Source organism: Chryseobacterium sp. KCF3-3 (assembly GCF_045865955.1).
GTDB lineage: Bacteria > Bacteroidota > Bacteroidia > Flavobacteriales > Weeksellaceae > Chryseobacterium.
In genome coordinates, this window is record NZ_AP035792.1 from 4,007,022 (window position 1) to 4,030,250 (window position 23,229).

The following is a 23,229-nucleotide window of genomic DNA, read 5'->3' on the forward strand; positions in this document are numbered from 1 at the left end:
TCCATTTTTAGACCTCCAAAACGGGTCTGCTTCATATACGGAGAGTTTCTGTCATTTTTCTGACGATAGCTGATTACGGGAGAAGATCTCCAGTGTGGTCAGATAACAGCAGTAGTCATTTTTAATACGATAACAGTAGGTGATCCTGAAGATCAGTGATGGACATTTATTGGTAAAAAAAGACAATTCCATATCCGATTTATTGAATTCTGATATAATTGAAAGTTGTTGAAAATCATGCATATAAAAATATTTGAATGAAATGTAAACAGGCTCTTAGAGTTTCATCTCACTTCAAATAAATAACCTGAGTTCGGGTTAAGTAAACTAAGATTAAAGGCGGGAAGCTGGAGGAAAGAGGGTGGAGGTTATTATTTTTAGTTATAAAATAATTGTAGTCGCTTCACAAGTAAATATTGAAGTTGTTTAAACTTATCAAAAAGTATTGGATATATTTTAAAACTATTAAGAAGGATTTAAGAAGTAAAGTATAGTTAAGATGAATCATTCTGATTTTAAGCTTAAAGCGAAGCTTCTCTTAATACTCTTAACACCTTAATACAGTCTTACTATTTCAAAAACAAAAGTTTAAACAAATTGACTCTTAAAAAAGAGAAAACAGCCATTGTTGATGATCTTCATACCTTCCATCTCCCAGCTTCAAAACCATCTAAATCAGGAATTCTTATCCCGAACTCAGGTTAAATAGTATTGTTAAAAAAATCCACAAAGAATGATGATGATATTAAGTCATCCCTTATGGAATTTTACAAATAAGAGAAAGGGTAAATTATATGTATATATACTACAGAGAGTTATGCTTAATCAAGAAGGAACGAAAATTTTTTGGAAAATAGTTTATTTGAGAGTATAGAAAAGCGTGTGTTTTATGCCATATAGAAAAATCACTTACGTCAAGATAAGATTGAAAAGAAAGAAATAAATCCTATTAAAAGGTAAATTCCACGATGAAAATAGCATGAATTGGAGTGCCATTTTTATCTTTTTATTAATTTTACATAACACAAAAACATCCAGTTATGAAATGCAAATTTATTTTAGCCCTGCTAATAGTTTTTAACTATTTTGGGGCACAGAATCCCTCAGGAAATGAATCCCTGTCGGGCAGCGTTTTCCGCTTCAACTTTCAGAAATTTGAAAATCAATTCAATGAAAATCGATTAAAAAAGGGGAAAATCTCACAAGTGTCTATTAGCCTTCCTACCGAAAACGGAAGAAGTACAAGATTTATTTTGAATGAAAACAGTCTTACGGATAAAAGACTGGGTAGCATCCTGACCTTTGATGGGGTAAGTGATGATAAAACATCTTCTTTAAAACTATCTGTTTTCAAAGATCATTTTAATGCTATTATTAAAAATAATGCAGGGTATTTTTTTGTAGAACCTTACAAAACAGCCCCTGGCGAGTATAGGATCTACAGCGCATTTTCAAAATTTGAGGATAGATTTGTCTGCGGTGTAGAAGAAAATGATGTTATTAAAGAATTAGTAAAGGTTAAACAGTCTTTAGCTTTTAAATCAGTTCCCAATTTTCCGTTTGGAAGCCAGATCCGGAAATTCAGAATGGCGGTAGCTGCTACCGGAGAATTTACCCAGGCTTTTAGCGGAAATACGGATGACGCTCTGGCAGAACTTGTCAATATGGTGAATCTGATCAATAAGATTTATGAATCTGAATTATCAGTAACGTTCAGCCTTATTGCAGAAACTACTAATAAGTCCCTGATATTTACAAATGCTGCTACAGATCCGTTCACCGTTGATCCTTCTTTTGCCAGCGCAGCGAATTCACAGACTGGTTTTAATACACTTAATACCAATGCCACACTGGTTTATAATAAATATGATATAGGGCATACCTTTAATATCTTAAGCAGTGGTGGGGCACAGGGGCAGGCTGGTCCGCAGCCTTGTAACAATACTTCTAAAGCAAGAGCATGGAGTGAGTGGACTTTGACTATGCCAAAAGGGCTCGTAGCGGGAGTGATTGCTCATGAAATAGGACATCAATTTTCTGCAGGTCATACCTATAATGCTGTTGGAGGTAGCGTTAGTAGTCCTACATTCTGTACAAGCGGATGGAATTCGGGAGCGGCTGTTGAACCAGGGGCAGGATCAACAATTATGAGCTATTCCAGCAATTGTACAACACCCAACAATCAGACGAATACAGGTAACAATAATTTAAATTACTTTAATGCAAAAAGCTTGGATCAGATTCTGGCCAATCTGCAGTCATCAGCTAACTGTTATACTTTGGTATCCACTGCCAATCTTTCTCCTTCCGCTGATGCGGGAGTAGATATAACTATTCCGAAAAACACACCATTCAGGTTAAAAGGAATCGGCACCGACCCTAATGATAGTAATATTTCTTATACCTGGGAGCAGGCTGACGTAGCTTCTGCGAATGATAAGGGAGCATTTGGTCCCACCATTACCGGGGCAGGGGGCTATACTGCAGTGAACAGTACAACTGCACCATTATTCAGGTCTGAACAAAGTACTTCAACTACAGAAAGGTATTTCCCTAAGATGCAGTATGTTCTTAACAATCAAAACAATCCCCCTACCAATGATGCTGAAGCCCTGCCTTTAGTAGCCAGAACCATGAAATTCCGTTTTACAGTAAGGGATAATAATATTACAAACGGAGGTTTGGATTCGGATGAAATTATTGTAACCGTTAATAATACAGGACCATTGGCTGTTACTTACCCAAATGCAACCGGTATTTCAGTGGCAGCAAATACCAATGCCACGATTACATGGGATGTGAATAATACAAACACCGTTAAAAGTAATGTTGATATTCTGATGTCTGCGGACGGAGGGATTACATTTCCTTATACATTAGCTTCCAATGTTTTAAATAATGGCAGTTCCAGTGTTACCATTCCTTATATTCCTTCTACAGACAAAGCCAGAATCAAGGTGGTAGGTGTGATTAATCCATATGCAGAATTCTTTGATGTTTCAGACAATAATTTTACCATAACATCAAGCTGTAATGCTTATGCATCGTACATTACACCAACAACAGCTGTTACTGCGATTGCCGGAAGCCCGTCAAGCAATCTAAATATGTCCACTCCTGCAGCAGCAGGTGCTCCTTATACTTCGAAGACCATTGTATATAATGTTGGAACCAGTACAAATGGTATTATTGTATACAGCAACTCTGCAATGACAGCTCCTTATACTGTAAGCAATAGCTCGGTAACCAATACGTTCAAATTCAGAGTGACGGAAAGCGGTTCGTATGTTTTCTCCAAATCATCCGGATTCCTGATTACTTCTGTACATTCAGGAAGCCCTGCTTCGATGGCTAACTTTTTAACTTCAAATTCATATTTCAATGGTTCAAGTTACACTGCTACCGGATCCACAAAAGCAGTAGTATTAAATGAAGGAGTTGATTATTATTTTGTTCTTTCTAATTTCTCGAATCCAGCTAATGCCACTAGCTATACGATAACTGCTGCCGGCCCTGGAAGTTTATATGAAACGTCTACGGCACCTACAGGTTACAGCTATACATTTGCAGCTATTAATACTGCGACAGGTAAAATTCAGGCTGTAAGTCCTACTGCAGATTTTACGTCTCTGCCAGCTGGCACATATACCGTAGAAGGTATCTCGTATATCAGCACAGCTAATGTTTCAAGCTTTGTGGGTAAAAGCATCAGTGAACTTATTGCTTTGAATATCTGTTTAAATGAAAGTAAAAATTCAAGAACTCTTACCTTAACTGCAAGTTTGAATGTGGCAGATTCCCAAATCCGCGGTGGCATAAAAATTGTTCCTAATCCTGTAAAAGATGTACTTTCTGTAATAGCTGATCAGGATATCATTCAATACGAAATCTATGACATGTCGGGAAGAAACCTGACAGGCAGACATAAGTATTCAGGAAGCATTAGTTTCCGGGAATATGTAACGGGTTCCTACATTTTAAGATTATTTGGTAAACAAGGTCTAATCCATCAGGAAACTGTTATTAAAAAATAATATTAATCGAAAATATAATGGAGATGGTTTAGCAGCCATCTCTTTTTTTAAGTAAATAATTGTTTAAATATAAAAGCCTGAATCATGAAGAAAAAAATATTGCTGATTCTCCTATTTGCTTTTACAGGGCTGTATTCTCAAAACATAGAATATCAGTTCAAATTTGATGTCAGGAAGTTCAGAAAAGAATTTATAAAAGGAAATAAACAGCCTGTGCAGCTAAGGATATTCGATCCTAACGGAAAGGAAATTATCTTTAACGTGATGGAAAGCAACATTTCTGAACAACCTATTCAAAACATTAGTACATTCAAAGGAATAAGTAGGGATGGTCTCCAAAAAATATCCTTTACTTTAACCCGGACATCCATCTCTGGATCCTACTCTGATCATGGAACTGAAATATATTTCAGCCCTGTCGCTGGTAAAAAGTGTACTTATAAAGTTTATATACCTCCTAAAATCCAAGCTGGTCAGGAATTAGATGTTATAAAATAAATGATAAATAATTAAACAATAGGATCACGGGAACTTGCAGTTAGAAAAAGCCAAATAATGTTAGTAATTTAATCTTTGGTTTTACAGTTCAGCCAGAGAGCGAGTAACTCCATCTCTTTGTTATTCTACTTTTAATAAGTAATTGCAGAGTCTGGTTTCCTTATCAAGGGCAAGTTTGTTCTTTATTCTTGTTTTATATACTCTTACTGTTCCTGTTGTTGTATCGTCTAAAATTGAAATTTCTTTAGAAGATAAACCCATTCTGAAATAAATACATAACTTTAATTCTTTATTAGTCAGTGATGGATTAAGTATTTTAAGATTTTTTAAAAATTGTTGGTTTTCGATATTGTATTCAAAATTAAGGTTGTGACTCTTTTTATCACTGTTCATTAAATTATTGGCTTTTACAAAGAGGGTTATTAATTTTTCTTGTTGAAACTTTGTACAGTGAGATCTTTTAATCTTCTTTAAATCTTCCAAAAATACTTTTTCAGTTTCTATTTTCAAATTTAGTTTTTGTTGTAGTTCTTTTATTTTTTCTTTTTGAAAAAGAATATCATGTTCAAGTATTTTTTTTTCGTTTTCTGATATAACTTTTTCTTTCTCAATGAGTTCTTTTATTTTTTCTTTTTGAAAAAGAATATCATATTCAAGTATTTTTTTTTCATTTTCTAATATAACATTTTCTTTTTTTCTTTTTTTTTCATTTTTCAGAATCACTATAATTAAAATAACAATTAATAAAAACTCTAATCTCAACTTGGGCAAATATTTTTTATTCCTGTTTCTTTCTTTAATAGACTGAAAATAGGTATCAATATCACTTTTCATGATATCGATAGGATTGCTTGTGCTGTTATTTAAAAGAGATTTATCTGTGATTATTCTGTTCCCTGTTTGAATTTCTGAATTTCTGGTTAAGGCGGAGGGAATTTCCAATATATCATTAAGCTTATTTGCTATGAATAATTTTTTATTCCCATCCATTTTTTTTTTGAAGGAATAATCTTTTGAAATGTTTTGGGAAAAAAAAATGGGAGTTAAAAAATTTAGATTTAAGAATAGAACACAAAAAATTAATAAATAATTCATAAACAATCCATGAAATTAATAGTTTCAACAAACGGCAATATTAAGAAAAGTATTTTAAATAAATACAGTAATAATATTGTATTGATGTGTTTGTCATAACTCATTGGCTATTTATGTAATATTTAATAAATGTTAAATGTATATATATGAGTTAATGATTTTGGAGCTTTAATTTATTGGCTTTAAAATAATTAAATACTGAATTGATAACATTTATGTGGTATCAAAAGTGATTTTTGCTAACAATGGTTAATATCTAAATTTTTTTAGTAATTCATTTTTTTAATTTGCTTTACGGGAAAAAAAGATAATGTGTGTTTATATGAAAAATTTATATTGGACTTACTTAAAGATCAATTCAGAATTAGAATTGCAGGTACCAACGTTGGATATGTACAGATATTGTTATCCTGCACTATTTGATAAGTGTTTTAAATACAGAAAGAAAGGTGGTTTCTTTGAGCAGGTGTGGAATTATCAATTTCTGATTTATTTTGAAAGTATTACAAAATGTCGATACCACATGAATAATGTGCTAATGGTATTTGATATGTTATGGCAAATGATTTATTTTGTTATGCAAATGATAATAAATGATGAGAAAATTTTATTTTTTAATTTTGAGAATAACCATATTCAGGGTTAGTATATAGATAGTTTTATTTGTGATATTCAATGATTATTAAAATGTAAGGTATATTGTTTCATACTGCCATGATGATTGCTACTAAATGAATGTTTAGACAGTGTCTATTGTACTCCATTTTACTCTTCTTTTAAATACCAAAAGCTTAATAGAGCCTTTTATAATGAACATATAGGAAGTAATATGTTTAAGATTTTGTTGTAAAGTAAATTAAATCACTTACAATAGAAATATGTTAATAACAACTTTTTAATTTTTTAGACAGTGGAAATACATAAAGTAGTTAAAAGAATTAGAGAAAATAAGAAAATTTCTCAAGAATATATAGCTTTTGAACTCAAGCTTAATCAGTCCCAATATAGTAGGCGTGAAAAGGGTGATATTCCCTTTAGTGCCATTGAAATAGAAAAGATAGCCTGTATCTTAGAAGTTAAAGTCTCCGAATTGTATGATGATGAACAGCTTATTGGTGCTGCTGGGGAGAAAAATTTACGCGAGCAAAATGAATTTTCATATAGACTTATTGAGAAATATGAAAAAATAATTGAAGAAAAACAGCTCATCATTTCACTGCTTAGAGAATGTATCGAGGGATTTGTTAAACATAAGCCTTAAAACTTTGGTAAAATATGAAAAAAAGAAATTTTAAAGACATTCATATAGGAAGTCTGGTTAATGAACGCGTTTCCGAATGTAAAATTGAAATAGAACGCATTTGTAATTTTTTTAAATGCGAAGAAAAAAAGATTCTGGAAATGTATCAGGCTGAAAATCTGGACGACGGGTTGTTGTTAAAATGGTCTAAATTGCTTGAGTATGATTTTTTTAGAATTTACTCTATGCATTTGATTCTTTATTCTCCTCCGTCTTCTCCTCTTCCTGACAGCGAAAAGATATGTAGTAAGCTTCCTCAATTCAGAAAAAATGTTTATACACAAGAAATGATAGACTTTATAATTGAGCTTATAGAAAAAGGAGAAAAAACAAGATTAGAAATTATTACAGAATATAGAATTCCTAAAACAACTTTGTATAAATGGATTAGTAAATATCATAATAAAGAGCAAGGCGAAAATTTACTCTTTTAATAATAACACACCAAGAATATTAAATATGAAAAAAAAAATATCTCCTGATTATAAAAAAATTTTTAATGATATTATTGAAAAAAAATATCCTGATAGAAGAGATAGCTGCCAATCCATATTAAATAAGAATGAATTGTCCATGTTAGATGTTATACTTCTCAATAAGCTTATATTTGGGAAAAACAATAAAGAATATTTTACAACGAATCAGAAGTACAAATCCTATAATGAGGCAACTATACTTAAGATTTTGAATTACCAAAAAGAAAACAAACTTAATAACACGCAATTAGCTAGATATTTTAATCTCAGTAGAAATACAGTAACAAAATGGAAGAAAATATTTTTAAAATATTATACTTGAAATGAATATTATACATACATTTTATGAACTTGTTTAAACTTTTATAAAGATAAATTCACCATCATTTAAATAAATCTGAATTATTTATTATGAATATGATTGGTACTAAGGTGGTAATATCTTTCTATTTTAAGCATAATAATTTTTTCATATCCCGTTTGTTTTGATATATAAGTAAGAGATTATCTTATCGTCTGGATGTGTAGGTGTTATTGATTCTCATAATAGCATAAGTATTATAGATTCCGGGATCTTCTAAAAGAAATAGAGAACGTTTTTTCTCAATTGATTATGAAAATTGAGAAGACTTAGAAAATATGGATATGGCTTGAAGAGAGTAGGCTGTTAAATGCAGTTAATATTCTGAGAAAGTTGTGTAAAAGTTTCAGAAGTTTTTTCTTCACGCATCCATAGTTTTTTTTCATAAGTTTTGGGGCTCTGAGTTTTATTTCCTGCCCATTTTTTGAAAAAAATGACTAAATCTTTTTTATTATCAATTCTATCATTCATTTAATAATCAATAATTAAGGTATTGCTTATAGAAGAAAAAAAATATAAACACAAATGATAAAATTGAATTGTCAACAATTTTTAGGCAAGAGAAAAATTGAAATTCGGAAAGAATTAGGAGATGAGCACAACTGCCATTTTTTAGATGTATGATATTACGTTCTTAAAACTATTTTTTTGGAAAGAAAACAAATGATATAGTAGTGAAACGGCATATTACAAATTCTTATAAATTATATTGATAAAGAGGTTGGTTATGATGGGGTTAATAGTTTTTAGCTGTAAATAAGTTTGACAAAGAATTTGAAAGATTAGTTTTATTAGAATTATTGTTAGCATATTTTCATAAATGAAAAAAGCTGATGAAAGTATGATGGAAAATTTATCTTTTTACTTTTTGTTTATGAAGAGAAATGATAGAATACTATTTCTCCTATTTTTAATGGTACATATTTCTGATTTTATATGAAGTAGATTGATTAAATAAAATGTTTTTGGAACATTAGAAATATGCTTAACACATTTGATATGTGATGATTAGTAGCTTACTTTGTGTAATAAATGAACAGGTATGATAAAAAGGTAATCCTTAATAATCCCTCAAATATTTTTATCACTTTTTGGCAGAGTTTTTTATTAAAAAATTAAAACACGATCTCAATCGAATTTAAAGAAGAGATAGTACATTATTCTAAGAAAATAAAGTTAAATATTATCAGTAATACTTTGAATGTTAAAGATGACATGGGTATATCTACATTATTTAGCTTTCTCTATTTTATTTAATAGAAAAATAAAAATTTATACAGTTTAAAAAATGAACAAAATCATTTATGAATGGGTTTGTTTAAGGACATTGAATCTGTATATTTTAAGACATAACACATATGATCAGAGAGAATTTAGTTGCATTAAGTTAACTCTCAAAGGTAACCGGCTTTATGCCGGTTTTTTCTTGATATGTTGTTAGGAGTGGATAAAGAATAATATAAATTATAGGATATTAAAGTTAACCTGAGTTCGCGTTAAGTAAACTAATATTGAAGGTGGGAAGCTGGAAGAAAGAGGATGGTGTTTATTGTTTTTATTTATAAAATTACAGTCGCTTCACAAGTAAAATACTCTTAAAAAAAGTGAAAACAGCCATTGTTGATGATCTTCATACCTTCCTTCTTCCATCTCCCAGCTTCAAAACCATCTAAATCAGGAATTCTTATCTCGAACCCAGGTTAATTAGCAATAAAAGCATAATGTTATGCTTGAGCGACATGAATGATGTGTTTTTAGCATTGGATATGTTGGTTTGATACTGGTTCTTTGTATTATTATTTTGTAATAAAATTAGTGGAAGTTCATGAAAAAAACTAATATAATTATTAACATAAACCTACATGAGAAAAGCAGCACTTAGCCTTGGTATTTTTGCTTTTTTTTCAGCAAATGCTCAGTCTATAAAAACCACCATTGACCTTGTCAATGTAAAAGATGATAAAGTAGCCGTTACCATGGAATTTCCGAAAATGAAATCCGGGGATATTAAATTTCATTTCCCAAAAACGGTTCCAGGTACTTATTCTGTAGACGACTATGGAAGATTCATCGAAGGAATCAAATTTTACGATAATAAAGGAAAAGAACTTACTTATACTAAAGTAAATGACAATACCTATTCATTGAAAAATGCTCAGGCACTTTCCAAAATTTCATATCTAGTGAATGACAGTTTTGATGATGAATTAGATACATCAAAGCATAAAGCTGTATTTTCTCCTTCAGGAACGGATATTGAAGAAGGAAAAGTATACATGATCAATACCCATGGATTCATAGGATACATTGAGAATATGCAGGATGTTCCTTATCAGCTTGTCGTTCAGAAACCAACTGATTTCTATGGAACCACAGCATTGGTAGATCAGGATAAATCTGAATCTACAGATACCTATACTCTTGCCAATTATGCTAAGGTGACAGATTCTCCATTAATGTATACAAAACCGGATTATATTACCTTCAATGCAGGAGGAATGGATCTTGTATTGGGTGTATATTCTCCGACAGGAAAATATAAAGCAGCAGATTTCAAAGACAATCTTGAGAAAATGGTTGTTGCCCAAAAGAAGTTCCTGGGTGATATGAACACCAATAAGAAGTATGCTATCATGCTCTATCTTTCCGGTGGTGACGGGCCTAAAATAAAAGGTTTCGGAGCATTGGAACACCATGAATCTACAAGTGTAGTGCTTCCGGAAGGAATGCCGAAAGATGCTATTGACAATACCATTACAGATGTAGTTTCCCACGAATTTTTCCATACTGTAAACCCTCTGAAGACCCACTCTGAAGAAATTCACTATTTCGATTATGCAGATCCGAAAATGTCTCAGCATTTATGGATGTATGAAGGCGGGACAGAATATTTTGCCAACTTATTCCAGATTCAGGAAGGTTTGATCAATAAAGATCAGTTCCTTGAAAGAATCGGTGAAAAAATTGCCAACTCCAAGAGCTATGATGATACAATGCCATTTACGGTAATGAGTAAAAATGTATTGGTAGAGCCTTACAAAGATCAGTACAGAAACGTATATGAGAAAGGAGCGCTTTTAGCAATGTGTCTAGATATCGAGCTTAGAAAATTGTCCAACGGAGAAATGGGATATCGTGATATGATCAGAAAACTGTCTCAGAGATTTGGTGAAAACAAACCTTTCAAAGATGATAAACTGATTGACGAACTGGTAACGGTAACCGGATATCCTCAGGTAAAAGATTTCTATAACAAATATATTGCAGGAAACCAGCCAACACCTTATGCACAATATCTGAGCATGGTAGGGGTGGATATTAAAAAGCAGGAAAGCCACCCTCTTTTCTGGTTTATCAAAGACCCGAACCAGACTGGTTTTGATGAGAAAACTAATGCTTTTGCTTTTGACGATCATTCAGCACTATCTCCATTTGCAAAAAGCATCGGATTTAAAATCACTGACCAGGTACTTGCTTTAGACGGAAGAACAGTAGACATCAAAAAAGTACAGGATTTTATTGGTTATACCAGAACCATTAAAGAAGGACAGGAAGTTACGGTAACTATTTTAAGAGATAATGCCGGGAAGAAAGAGAAAATGACATTGAAAGGAAAGGCTATTCTGGATAAAATGACCATGGAAACCCCTTCATTCAAGGCGAATCCAACTCCGGAAGAACTGAAACTACAGACCCAGTGGCTTACTGGTGAAAAATAGGTTTTAACATACTAGAATGTATCATTTTATTAGCTAATAAAATATATAAGATTAATATTCCTATCATTATAATATTGAACTTTAGTTCTTTCAATTTAAAAGTCATGAATATTGGAGTTCCTATCTTTGAGTGCACAGAACCCCGAAGTATAAGAAGGAAAGGTAATTGCTGGTATAATGCTGTAGCTGAAATGTTTTTTAAAACACTGAAAATGAAACTTATTTATCAGAATAAATACTAAACCAGAAAACAGGCTGAAGTCTCCATATTTGAATATATTGAAGGATTTTACAATAAAAGACGACGACGACACAGCCTGTAAAAACAACACTTTACAAGAATTCAATCAATTTATTATTAACAAATTTAAAATCGCAGCATAGGGTTAAGAAAATTTGTCTACTTTTTTGTAGGAAGTTCAGTCAGCATACTTTTGATAAATATGATAGAAATGTAAATTGATTGATAGTTAATGTTAAAATAACCTGAAAAATAATTGATTAGATGAAAACAACTATATACCCTCCATTGTTTGCATTGTTTATTTCTATATGCATGTTCTTACAGGCAGGTATCAAGTCAACGTCCCCTCGTTCTAATTTAGAAGTGGTGGGCAATGCTACAAACGGAAGTAAGCCTGAAGGTATTATCGCTACAAGACTTACTGGTGATCAGATTGCATCAGGTGATACCCAATATACTGCTAACCAAACTGGGGCTATTGTTTATGACTTGTCCGTAGTAACATTACCATCATTAAAAACGGCAAATATTCATAAAAAGGAAATATCAATTTTAGATATTATAAAACTTAACAAAAAAATTAACTGTTCATACCAGGAACAGTTGATAATCAGCCAAAAACAACAATACTATGATAAGAAAACAATTTTTGAGATTTTAGAATATCAAAATCTTAATAATAAACAACTTTCAAGATATTTAAATTTTAGCCGCAATACGGTAACCAAATGGAAGAAATTATTTTATTCTAGCTTAAGCTAACTTCTTACCGAATCTAAATTAATAATTATTGTCAGTTTTCCCACTCGGATCTATGTAGCTGTATCAGGATGAGTTTTGTAAAAAGTATGCCTCAGAGTGTTTGAGTCTCAAAAGAATTCCTGATTACATCTCCCTTAGGGTGCTCTACACTTTATGTACAATTCCCACCATACCTTGAAAAGAGCTATTGTGGAAACTATTTTGAAAAAAAATATCATGAATAAAAAGATTATTATTGCGGATAACCACTTTGTGGTAAGAATAGGAGCAACACTGATCCTGAAATCTTATTATAAAAAAATGCATCAGGATCATATAATTTGCAATACTCCTTCTTATTCTGAATTAACAAACAGATTGTTAAAAGAAAAATTTGATTTGCTAATTCTGGATATGAATATGCCGGGAAGCCCATCGTTAAAAATGATTAAAGAACTGAAAGAAATCCAGCCTGAACTAAAAATTTTAATTTTTTCTATTTATGGTAATGATATAGGTTTGCAATACATCATAGAAGGTGCAGAAGGTTATCTTAATAAGTCATCAGAAGAAGATAAGATTATAGAAGCTGTGGAATCTATATTTGAGGTAGGAAAATACTATTCTATAGATATCGTAGATCTGCTGGTTGCTTCCATGCAAAAAAAAACGGTCTTAAGTAGCCCTATTGATGTATTATCTGAAAGAGAAAAAGAGATCTTTGATCTTTTTTTAGAAGGCTATGGAAATCTGGAAGTTTCCAATATTCTGAATCTTCATAAATCTACTATAAACACTTACAAAATTAGGATTTTCAAAAAATTAAATATAAAAACCATCGCAGATCTGATAAGGATTGGTGATAAAAACAAAAAAAATTAAAATATTAGAAGCTACATTTTAATCCTCACTTACAGTCTTTTTTTAATCATAAAATCAGCCATCACCAAAGGACAAGACCCTATTTCGCATACTAATAACCATTTAACTTAAACATAACTCAAATGAAAACATTATTAAGTATTGGTTTGTATTTCTTCTTTCATCTGGTGTAAATAGCCAGACAAAAAGTATTGGGATCAATACTACTACACAATCTACTTTTGATGGCTAGTAAACTCGGAGCTGCCAATGCAGATGGTTTCAGTGCCTAAGCCTGTCCCATGTGATGAGTAATCAATTAATTATTTGGATTTATTTTACCAAATGAACAATCAGTTCTTTATGTTTTGTTAAATGCACAACAGTTAAGTATGTGTTTTTGTTGCACAATTAATAAAAAATAATATCATGGAAAAAATTAAATTATCAATTGGAATTACTTTTTTAAGTATTTCTTTAGTATTCTCTCAGGTCGGAATAAACACAACCACTCCAAATGCCAATTCAGACCTTACATTAGGTTCACCTAATAAAGGATTGCTTCTCAATAGAGTATCTCTTACAGCAACAAACATTGGCGTTTTTGCAGCGGGAATGTTTGTATATAATACATCTACTGTAAATGATGTTACTCCAGGAATCTATGTTAGTAATGGTACTGTTTGGAGTAAAATTATAGATACAGAAACTTTAGATACAATAGGATGGAAAACGAGTGGAAATTCTATATCCGTAAATGATTTTATAGGAACAACTAATGCATTTCCTTTAGTGTTAAAAACCAATAATGTCGAAAATCTAAGAGTACAACCTGATGGAAAGGTTGGGGTAGGAACTAACAATCCGGAAGGGATCATGGATATTTCTTCATCTAGTTCTACTATCATACTACCCAGAAACGCAAATCCATCAGCCAATGTGGGGGCTCCTATTGCAGGAATGATTATTTATGATTCTACTAATAAAACTTTACGATATTATAATGGAATACAATGGAGTACTATAATCTCTTCTCAAACTTTGACAACAGCAAATGAAGGAGTTGTTAAATTGAATAGTGGGAATGGTAATAAACCAACATTTCTATTTAGAAATTCAGGAGGAATACCTTTGCAGACATATCAAAATATAATATATCAATCCCCGATAAATTTATCAACTGATTTTTCTTCTTCACCTACTACCAGTTGGCCAGAAAATATTCTATCACCAACTGTAGGAGATTTCTACAATTCTAGCACCAATAGATTTTTAGAAAATCCTATAGGAGGACAAGTTCATACATGGAGAATAATTGTAAAATATTCAAATAAAAATAATGGTTCAGTTGGTAATGTCACAGTCAATCTCTCCAATCCTGTACCACCCTCTACTTTTTCAATAGACCAAACAGCTATTGCTCCCAATGGAGTTACCTCAGGTAATCTGGTATTTTATTTGGTTTCTATCGCTGATAACTTATCCATTGGCAGTGGATATAGTTTGAAAATACAATCTGATACACCTATGGATGCTGTAATAGATAGTATCACGAGGATTTCTCAGGCTAAAGACTAGACTATCAGGTGATTAAATTGTTTAAATGTTAAGATTAGATTATGGCATTGAGAGTATTAAGATAAGCTTCGTTTTAAGCTTAAAAATCAGAATGATTCATCTTAACGATACTTTATTTCTTAAATGCTCCTTAATGGTTTTAATATATATCCGACATTTTTTTGAAAATTTTAAACAACTTCATAGCATGAATATAAATTAAGAAATCAAATTATCAGCATTTGCTGGATAAGAAAATGAAACAAAATATTGAGTTTCAGAAAAAGAACTTGCGGTATTATTAAATATACTCACCACTTTATGATTAATACAATGTGTCTCACTACACACTTTCTATGATTTTATGCCTAAAGATAAAAACAGAATTTAAGTGATATTGACACTCTACTAATCAAAAAATAGAATAATTTGTTAACAACTTTATCTCTATTGGGAGAATTTCAGCTCCAATATTGATGAAACCTAACATAAAGAAAAACGGATTTTGGAATTATGGTAATCTATTGTTAGAGTGTTGCTTATATAGAAAAAACGCATTTGCTTTAGGCAATAATTTTATTAAATATACAAAAATGGCTTGATAGCTTCAAGGCTTTATTAGTAAGTTTTGAGACTTTGAATATAACTTGGAGAAATCTACATTATTTGGCTTTCTCTATCTTATTGCGCAGGAAAATTAAAGTTTAAACAAGTTTGTATTAAAAATGTTTTATAAACAACTTATATTTCTATTTTTCATAACTATACAATTGTATTACGGTCAGCAGCCAGCTTCGGTATGGTATGATACAGACAATGGCCTTCCTCAGAACAGTGTAAAGGATATTATTAAAGATAAATACGGATTCATCTGGATCAGTACAGAAAACGGTTTGGTACGTTATGACGGAAATAATTTTGTCACCTATAATCATCTCAACTTTAAAAACAACAGATTTACCTTTTTTTTTGGAAATACAAAGAAAGATACTATTTACAACACCACAGCTTATGATGAAAATACGGCATTAATATCCAAAAGAAATGTCAGCATTCTGACTCAAAAGTCCGGCTGTATACAAAGGGTTTTACGCGCAAGCAAATCACACTTTATTTATACAAGGAGTGCAATGGCAGAGCAGCTTGAAAGTACAGATTTCTTTATTTATTTTGACAGGAACAACTTCTATCATCTATTGCATGATGGAACCATACAATACCGGGATCATACCATTACAACCCTGAAAAACCTGCGTAAAAACTATATATCAGATCTATTTTGTTTTGACCAGACTATTTTTATCATTTCCAAATCTTTAAAAAAGGTCATTAAAATTTCTCCTACCCAAATCACTTATCTGGATGCCCCTGAGATTTTTTTTAAAAATGATATAAAAGTGTACTGGAGCCAGATCAACAATCAATCTTTTATTATCCAGAATCATAAGTTGTATAGAATACATTATGAGTGCAATAGCTTTAGTCTAAAAAAATTAGCAGATTATGACCTTAATAAGAATTCTTTATCCGCTATCTATCATGATGAAGTAAACAATAAACTCTACCTGGGAACATTATCTGACGGACTGAATGTTATCAAGTTTAATAATTTTCACGTTGTCAACAAATCACACCGGTCCTATGAAAATATCTTTCACGCTCTCCTGCCTTTTGAAAATGATAAGGTAATCACTTCTTTAGGAGATGTATACAATGAAAGCGGTTTGGTAAAGCAGTATCATTTTAATACGACAAGTAATTTTTTTTCCCTGTATGATAATCAACAGAACATTCTCGTTCAGGGGGAATCTGGCTTGCTGCGCTTTCTAAAAAAGTCTAATTATTCTAAAAAAGAAAACCTCAGTTTCCAAAATGAACCTTCTTATGCATGGAAGATGAGAAATTATTTCATTGTAACGTTTCACCAACCTACTCTGAAATCTCTCCTTACCTTTTACAGAGACTCTGATTTTAAAACCCCATTCTTACAATTTTCCATCCCTAATATTGTAACCACTGTTCAGGAATATGAGCATGATAAATGGCTGGTAGGAACCAGAGATGCTTTATATTCAATAGAAGCGCCCACTTTTATTCCTAAAAAAATATCTGCCACCCCGTTACATATTAGAGAAATTACAAAAACAAAGGATGGAAATTTTTGGATTATGACCCAGGGAAATGGCTTCTTTTTATATAAAAACAAGCAACTCATTAAAATGCCAGTAGATAAAAATAAATATCTTTTATTTTCGCATACTATTCTGGAAGACAAAAATGGATTCCTCTGGATCAACACCAATAATGGATTATTCAAGATACTGAAAAGCAGTATTCTGCAATATTCTAAAGACAGAAAAACATTACCCAACTATTACCGATATAGCAAGGAAGACGGCTTTAATACCAATGAGTTCAATGGAGGATGTTCTCCAAGTGCTTCGGTTCTTCAGAATGGAAATTTTGTATTCCCTTCCATTAAAGGTCTTGTATTTTTCGATCCCCAGAAAATAAGAAGTTATTATCCTAAAAACTTCTTTCTGGAACGGGTTATTTTTTATGATCCCAAAAGCTATATAAAAGGACAAAGTATTACTCTGGAAAATAATTTTTATAAAGCAATAATATTAGTAGATGTTCCCTATTATGCCAACAGGGCCAATCTGGTTATTGAAGCAAAACTAAAAGGTTCAAAGAATGAAAAGTGGGAAAGGGTAAACAGTGATGGTGAATACAGTATTTCAAATCTGGAGCCGGGCCACTATCAGCTTATTGTGAGAGTATTAAATTCCCCAAAAGGTGAATATATTTATAGATCAATTAATATTAATGTAAAGCACCTTTTTTATCAGATACTCATCTTTAAGGTTTTTATCATATTTTTTATATCCATTTTTATATTAAAAATGATAAAGCTTAGAATCAGAAGACAAATATTAAAAAAAAAGGAACTTGAAGAAATCATTGCAATAAGAACCCGGAAACTTTCAAAGACAGTTTCAAAACTAGAATATACCAAAGAGCAGCTCCGAAAGGAAAGCTTGCAACAGAAAAAACTATTGGAAACCATAAGCCATGATATTATTACGCCCATCAAATTCTTATCTATAATTGCCAAAAAATTGTATGAGACTGATGAACATGGCCACTATATTCAAAAAGAATATTTCGAAAGTTTCTGCAAATCTTCAGTAGAGCTTTACAATTTCGTGAAGACCTTAAAAGAGTATGCGGAGATTTATAATATTTCTGAAAAGAATGAAACGTATAATGTTTATAAAGTTGTAGAAGCCAAAAAAGCACTTTTTGAAGTCGCAGCTAAAGAACAGAATACTCTTATTGTTAACAATATTAAAGATCCTACCTATTCAAAGATCAATCAGAATGTGGTAGCAGTTATTATCCATAACCTTATAGATAATGCAACTAAAAATACCACTAATGGAATTATAGAACTTTCTACTAATGAAGATGGCAGAAACTTTTTCCTAGAAGTAAGAGATACCGGTAAAGGAATGAGCAAGGAACAGATGACTTATTATGAAAAGCTTCAGGACAATATGGAAAATGAAAAACTGGTTTTACAAAAATACAGTTTAGGCTTACATCTCATCCTTCAGCTGCTCATGATGATCAATGGTAAAATTGAATTTAAAAATAATATCCCCAATGGAACCATTGTATCCATTAAAATAAAAAAACAAAAATATGACTAGAAAAATTATTATTGCAGATGATCATTTTGTAGTAAGATTAGGCACTACCTTGATTTTAGAATCCCACTACAAAGATGTACAGATTTCCTGTGCAGAATCCTATACGGAACTTACGAACAAATTATATGCTGAAGAATTTGATCTGCCCATCCTGAATATCAATATGCCGGAAAGTAAATATCTAAGCATGATTGCTGAATTAAAAAATACAGCCTAATCTGAAAATTTTGGTTTTCTCTGTATACGATATATAAAAAATAATTAAAAAACATTGTCTTTATCTTCAACCCGGTGTTTTTATTGTGAAACTTAACTCAGATAATATTTCCTATGAAAATCTTAATTATAGAAGACCATAAAGATCTGATCACCAATATCACTGATTATCTGAAAAATGAAGATTATATCTGTGAAACGGCATCAGATGCCCAAACAGCATTCGAAAAGATTGAGCTTTTTGAGTATGATTGTATTCTTCTTGATCTGATGCTTCCCGACGGAAATGGCCTGGATATTTTAAAACATATTAAAACCTGCTCTGCGGGAACAGGTGTAATCATTGTATCAGCAAGAGATTCATTAGACATCAAATTAGCAGGACTGGATGAAGGTGCCGATGATTATATTACGAAACCTTTCCCACTTCCTGAACTTCATTCCAGGATAAAAGCTGTTTTCAGGAGGAAAACCCCGGAAACCCACCGACATCTTATCTTCAATGAAATATCAATAGATCTGGAATCTAAAGCCTGCTGTATTTCTAACCAGCTGATCAGTTTAACCAAAAAGGAATTAAATCTTTTGATCTATTTTATCAACAACCAAAACAGAATGCTGACCAAGCAGGCCATCGCCAGTCATTTATGGGGAGATTACACCTATAGCATTGACAATATTGATTTTGTATATCAACATCTGAAAAATCTAAGAAAAAAACTCATAGAATCAGGAGGTAAAGATTATCTGCAGACTGTCTATGGATTGGGCTATAAGTGGATTGACAAATGAGTTTAAGTTTACGATTTGCATGGGCTTTTGCCTGTTTGGTATTTTTTGTTCTCATGATGGGTTTTATCATTATGTATTTTGCTCTTGAAAGAACAACTGTCCGTTCTGCAATTCTGAAACTACAAGCCCAGAATATGCAGGCGGCCCATCGGCTGGAACGAGATCCATTTTATGATTACACTCTTTTCAGACAGAATCCTGCAGTGAATATCCTTCCTGATTCTCATACCATATCTAAGGCGAAAAAAATTAAAGAAAAGTATATTTGGGACCATAAAACACAGTCGTATATCAATAAGATAGAAGTAACGGATTATCTGGTCATTCACAAAAAAAAATATTCTGTACAGAGTGTCCGCTATATTACGATCATTGAGCACCAGTTTCTAACAAGTATTCTGATGGTGATTGCATGGATAACAATATTTCTGATCATTCTAACAATCATTGTCAGTACAGTTGTGTCAAAAAGCATTCTGGAGCCGTTCTATTGTTCTCTGGACGAGATTAAAAAATTCAATTTAAAAGATCATTGTCAGATGAATCTTATGGAGACCAACATCAAAGAATTCAAACTGCTTAATCAGTTTCTGCTGAAAATGTCTGATAATTCAAAAAAAGATTATAATCTGCTGGAAGAACTTTCTGAAAACACATCTCATGAACTCCAGACTCCTCTGGCTTCTATGAAAGGGAAGATAGAACTGCTGATGGACAGTCAGCTTTCTGAGTACCAGCTCACCACCTTAGATATGATGAATAATGAATTGGACAGACTCTCTTCTATCAATCAATCCCTTATTCTTCTGGCAAAACTGGAACATTTTGAGAAAAAAACAGCCAATCCCATCAATTTTTCCAAAATCTTACGAGAAAGACTGCAGTACTTTGAAGAACTATTTATTCTTCAAAATCTCTCTGTGATTATTGATATTCAGGATAATATTTTTTTAAGCCTTGATAAAAACCTGGCAGCTATCATCATCAATAACCTTATCAGTAATGCCAGAAAACACAATATGGATAATGGTGATATTCGCTTAAAACTTACTGAACATTTTTTTGAGATCTCCAACACCGGCTATCCTCCTGCTCTGCCCACTGAAGAATTATTCCAGAGATTCAAGCGTGGCAACCCCAATCAAAACTCTATTGGGATTGGTTTGGCATTGGTGAAGAGAATTTTGGAGATCTACCAAAAGAAGATCTCTTACCATTTTAGCAATAACCGACATGTCGTTACAATATATTTCACAAATTAAAACACTGTAAAACAAAATCACACATTATCAATAACTTAACTAACTAACTAACCTGAGTTCGGCTTAAGTAAACTAAGATTGAAGGCGGGAAGCTGGAAGAAAGAGGGTGGAGGTTATTATTTTTAGTTATAAAATTACACTCGTTTCACAAGTAAATACTCTTAAAAAAGAGAAAACAGCCATTGTTGATGATCTTCATACCTTCCTTCTTCCATCTCCCAGCTTCAAAACCATCTCAATCTGGAATTCTTATTTGAACTCAGGTTATAATACTATTAATTTCATTGATGCCACCCTGAACTTCTGTAAAATTGCAGTACCCATTCAATATCATGAAACTTGAAGCTATAATGCTTCGATATCCTGCCTGGCAATACATATAAAAATGCTTTTCAGAATCAATTTCATTTATCCAATTATGAATTTGATTTAAAGGCATATTGATTGCTCCCTTAATATGTCCGTTTCCATACTCACTCTCCTGGCGAACATCTATAATTTCGTAATCATTATCAGCAGCAACCAGCATTGAGACAAAATCTTTTGAAGCTATTGTATTTACAATATTTATTTCGTTTTCTGTATTTTTCCAAGTATAAAATCCTCCGTCCAGATAACCCAATACATTATCAAAACCAATACGGCCCAACCGAATTATAGTTTCTTCTTCTTTGCCAACTTCAGTGATTAATAAAACAGGTGTGCGAACATCAATAATTATTTCCCCAACCCACTGTGCAAAATTACCATCTAAACCAATATTTACAGAACCAGGTATATATCCTTTTGCAAACTCTATATTATTTCTGGAATCCAATATCAAAACATTATTAGGTATTGCTTTTGCTTTGAAATCTTCTATGGACAGAGCCTTTAATTCGCGGTTGAAAACATTTTCAAAATGTTCATAACCCTGTCTGTTCATTGCAGCATTCGCACCAAAATAACCGGGAGGAGGCAATAATCCATCAGTGACAGCTTTTACAAAAGATTCCTTATGAGGCTGATTCAAAGCATAATTGATTCTTTTTTGATTTCCTAATGTATCTACTGTTTCGCTCATCATTTTTTTCCCGCAGGCCGATCCTTTACCATGTCCCGGATAGACAACAATATCATCAGATAAAGGTATTATTTTCTTGTACAGACTTTCATAAAGTATTCCTGCTAGCTCTTCCATATTTTTGTGAGTGGCTTCCTGTGCAAGGTCTGGTCTCCCGACATCACCTAAAAAGAGCGTATCTCCACTAAATATAGCCGTTTCTTTTCCGTCTTTATCAATTAATAAAAAACAGGTACTCTCCATGGTATGACCCGGAGTATGAATTAGCTTAATTTTTACATCCCCCAAGTTAAAAACCTGCCCGTCTTCTCCGATTATAGCTTTAAATTCGGGTTCAGCTGTAGGTCCATATATAATAGATGCATTTGTCTTCCCGCTCAAATCCAGATGTCCGCTTACAAAATCTGCATGAAAATGAGTTTCGAAAATATATTTCAGCTTTACATCATCAGCTGCCAGTTTGTCTAAATAAGGTTGTATTTCTCTTAAAGGATCAATAATGGCAGCTTCGCCATTTGAGGTAATATAATAAGCGGCATGTGCCAGACATTTTGTATAGATCTGTTCTATTTTCATCAGTAAACTTTTTTATGAAGGTTAGTTTTCTTAATAAATTCAGACTTTGGTTACTGGAAAAAGGATAAAGTTGAGGATTGAAATAAAAACCGTGTTAACTATATAATAATTTGATCCTCTTATGGTAATTAATAGTAATGTGTAATGAAAAAATCAAAAATTTATTATATTCAAAATGAATAACCAAAGTCTGGGTTTAATTAGTCTGAATTTATCCTTTTATTTTAATATTGCATTGTATGAATCAAAAATATCTATTAATCCTATACAGGCCAAGTAGATTTGATTCTAAAATATACTTAAAACTACTAATTACAATCAGGCTTTTCTCTATACGTCTGCTCATAATAAATAACCTGAGAGTTCGGGTTAAGTAAAGTAATATTGAAGGCGGGAAGCTCGAAGAAATAGGATGGAGTTTATTATTTTTAGTTATAAAATAATTGCAGTCGCTTCACAAGTAAATACTGAAGTTGTTTCAACTTATCAAAAAAAATTGGATATCTATTAAAACCATGAAGAAAGATTTAAGAAATAAAGTAAGTTAAGATGAATCATTCTGATTTTAAGCTTAAAGCGAAGCTTATCTTAATACTCTTAACACCTCAATACAGTCTTACTGTTTCAAAACAAAAGTTGAAACAAATTGACTCTCAAAAAAGAGAAAACAGCCATTGTTGATGCTCTTCATACCTTCCATCTCCCAGTTTCAAAACCA

General features: G+C 32.0%; 15 protein-coding genes and 1 pseudogene. 14 read left to right on the forward strand and 2 right to left on the reverse strand.

Annotated elements, in window-relative coordinates; all coding sequences use genetic code 11:
* Positions 1 to 1,205: 1,205 nt before the first annotated feature.
* The gene (locus ACKTTZ_RS17905) at positions 1,206 to 4,034 is read left to right on the forward strand and encodes a reprolysin-like metallopeptidase (RefSeq protein WP_407846230.1); all 2,829 of its coding nucleotides are present in this window, start codon (positions 1,206 to 1,208) and stop codon (positions 4,032 to 4,034) included.
* An 84-nt stretch (positions 4,035 to 4,118) separates the two neighbouring features.
* Complete coding sequence (locus ACKTTZ_RS17910) at positions 4,119 to 4,532, forward strand: hypothetical protein (RefSeq protein ID WP_407846231.1); 414 nt, start codon at positions 4,119 to 4,121, stop codon at positions 4,530 to 4,532.
* A 120-nt stretch (positions 4,533 to 4,652) separates the two neighbouring features.
* Here the strand turns inward: ACKTTZ_RS17910 and ACKTTZ_RS17915 are convergent, their stop codons facing one another.
* Entirely contained in the window at positions 4,653 to 5,522 is an 870-nt protein-coding gene (locus ACKTTZ_RS17915; RefSeq protein WP_407846232.1) for a helix-turn-helix transcriptional regulator, read from the reverse strand.
* A 1,015-nt stretch (positions 5,523 to 6,537) separates the two neighbouring features.
* Between ACKTTZ_RS17915 and ACKTTZ_RS17920 the strand changes: the two genes are divergently transcribed.
* The 12 genes and pseudogenes from ACKTTZ_RS17920 to ACKTTZ_RS17975 all read left to right on the forward strand — a co-directional run bounded on the left by ACKTTZ_RS17920 (position 6,538) and on the right by ACKTTZ_RS17975 (position 20,872).
* On the forward strand, positions 6,538 to 6,888 hold the full coding sequence (locus ACKTTZ_RS17920; RefSeq protein WP_407846233.1) for a helix-turn-helix domain-containing protein: 351 nt from the start codon (positions 6,538 to 6,540) through the stop codon (positions 6,886 to 6,888).
* A gap of 14 nt (positions 6,889 to 6,902) precedes the next feature.
* The gene (locus tag ACKTTZ_RS17925) at positions 6,903 to 7,361 is read left to right on the forward strand and encodes a transposase (protein WP_407846234.1); all 459 of its coding nucleotides are present in this window, start codon (positions 6,903 to 6,905) and stop codon (positions 7,359 to 7,361) included.
* 25 nt (positions 7,362 to 7,386) lie between these two features.
* Positions 7,387 to 7,725: a helix-turn-helix domain-containing protein gene (locus ACKTTZ_RS17930; protein ID WP_407846235.1), complete on the forward strand. Its 339-nt coding sequence runs from the start codon at positions 7,387 to 7,389 to the stop codon at positions 7,723 to 7,725.
* A 1,901-nt stretch (positions 7,726 to 9,626) separates the two neighbouring features.
* Positions 9,627 to 11,483 carry a PDZ domain-containing protein gene (locus ACKTTZ_RS17935; protein ID WP_407846236.1) on the forward strand — a complete coding sequence of 619 codons (1,857 nt, stop codon included), beginning with the start codon at positions 9,627 to 9,629 and terminating at the stop codon, positions 11,481 to 11,483.
* Between the two features lie 143 nt (positions 11,484 to 11,626).
* Positions 11,627 to 11,806: pseudogene (locus ACKTTZ_RS17940) on the forward strand (IS3 family transposase); the annotation flags it as partial.
* A 182-nt stretch (positions 11,807 to 11,988) separates the two neighbouring features.
* Positions 11,989 to 12,489 (forward strand): hypothetical protein, encoded by a 501-nt coding sequence (locus ACKTTZ_RS17945; protein WP_407846237.1) that lies wholly within the window; start codon positions 11,989 to 11,991, stop codon positions 12,487 to 12,489.
* A gap of 216 nt (positions 12,490 to 12,705) precedes the next feature.
* Complete coding sequence (locus ACKTTZ_RS17950) at positions 12,706 to 13,350, forward strand: response regulator (RefSeq protein WP_407846238.1); 645 nt, start codon at positions 12,706 to 12,708, stop codon at positions 13,348 to 13,350.
* A gap of 408 nt (positions 13,351 to 13,758) precedes the next feature.
* The gene (locus tag ACKTTZ_RS17955; RefSeq protein WP_407846239.1) at positions 13,759 to 14,907 is read left to right on the forward strand and encodes a hypothetical protein; all 1,149 of its coding nucleotides are present in this window, start codon (positions 13,759 to 13,761) and stop codon (positions 14,905 to 14,907) included.
* A 704-nt stretch (positions 14,908 to 15,611) separates the two neighbouring features.
* The gene (locus ACKTTZ_RS17960; RefSeq protein WP_407846240.1) at positions 15,612 to 18,602 is read left to right on the forward strand and encodes a two-component regulator propeller domain-containing protein; all 2,991 of its coding nucleotides are present in this window, start codon (positions 15,612 to 15,614) and stop codon (positions 18,600 to 18,602) included.
* Positions 18,595 to 18,819, forward strand: a complete 225-nt coding sequence (locus ACKTTZ_RS17965; protein WP_407846241.1) for a response regulator — start codon at positions 18,595 to 18,597, stop codon at positions 18,817 to 18,819. The genes ACKTTZ_RS17960 and ACKTTZ_RS17965 overlap by 8 nt, the downstream gene beginning before the upstream one ends.
* 113 nt (positions 18,820 to 18,932) lie before the next feature.
* Positions 18,933 to 19,610, forward strand: a complete 678-nt coding sequence (locus ACKTTZ_RS17970; RefSeq protein ID WP_407846242.1) for a response regulator transcription factor — start codon at positions 18,933 to 18,935, stop codon at positions 19,608 to 19,610.
* Positions 19,607 to 20,872 carry a sensor histidine kinase gene (locus ACKTTZ_RS17975; protein WP_407846243.1) on the forward strand — a complete coding sequence of 422 codons (1,266 nt, stop codon included), beginning with the start codon at positions 19,607 to 19,609 and terminating at the stop codon, positions 20,870 to 20,872. Before ACKTTZ_RS17970 ends, ACKTTZ_RS17975 begins: the two co-directional genes overlap by 4 nt.
* 259 nt (positions 20,873 to 21,131) lie before the next feature.
* Here the strand turns inward: ACKTTZ_RS17975 and ACKTTZ_RS17980 are convergent, their stop codons facing one another.
* On the reverse strand, positions 21,132 to 22,511 hold the full coding sequence (locus tag ACKTTZ_RS17980) for an MBL fold metallo-hydrolase (RefSeq protein WP_407846244.1): 1,380 nt from the start codon (positions 22,509 to 22,511) through the stop codon (positions 21,132 to 21,134).
* Between the last annotated feature and the right edge of the window lie 718 nt (positions 22,512 to 23,229).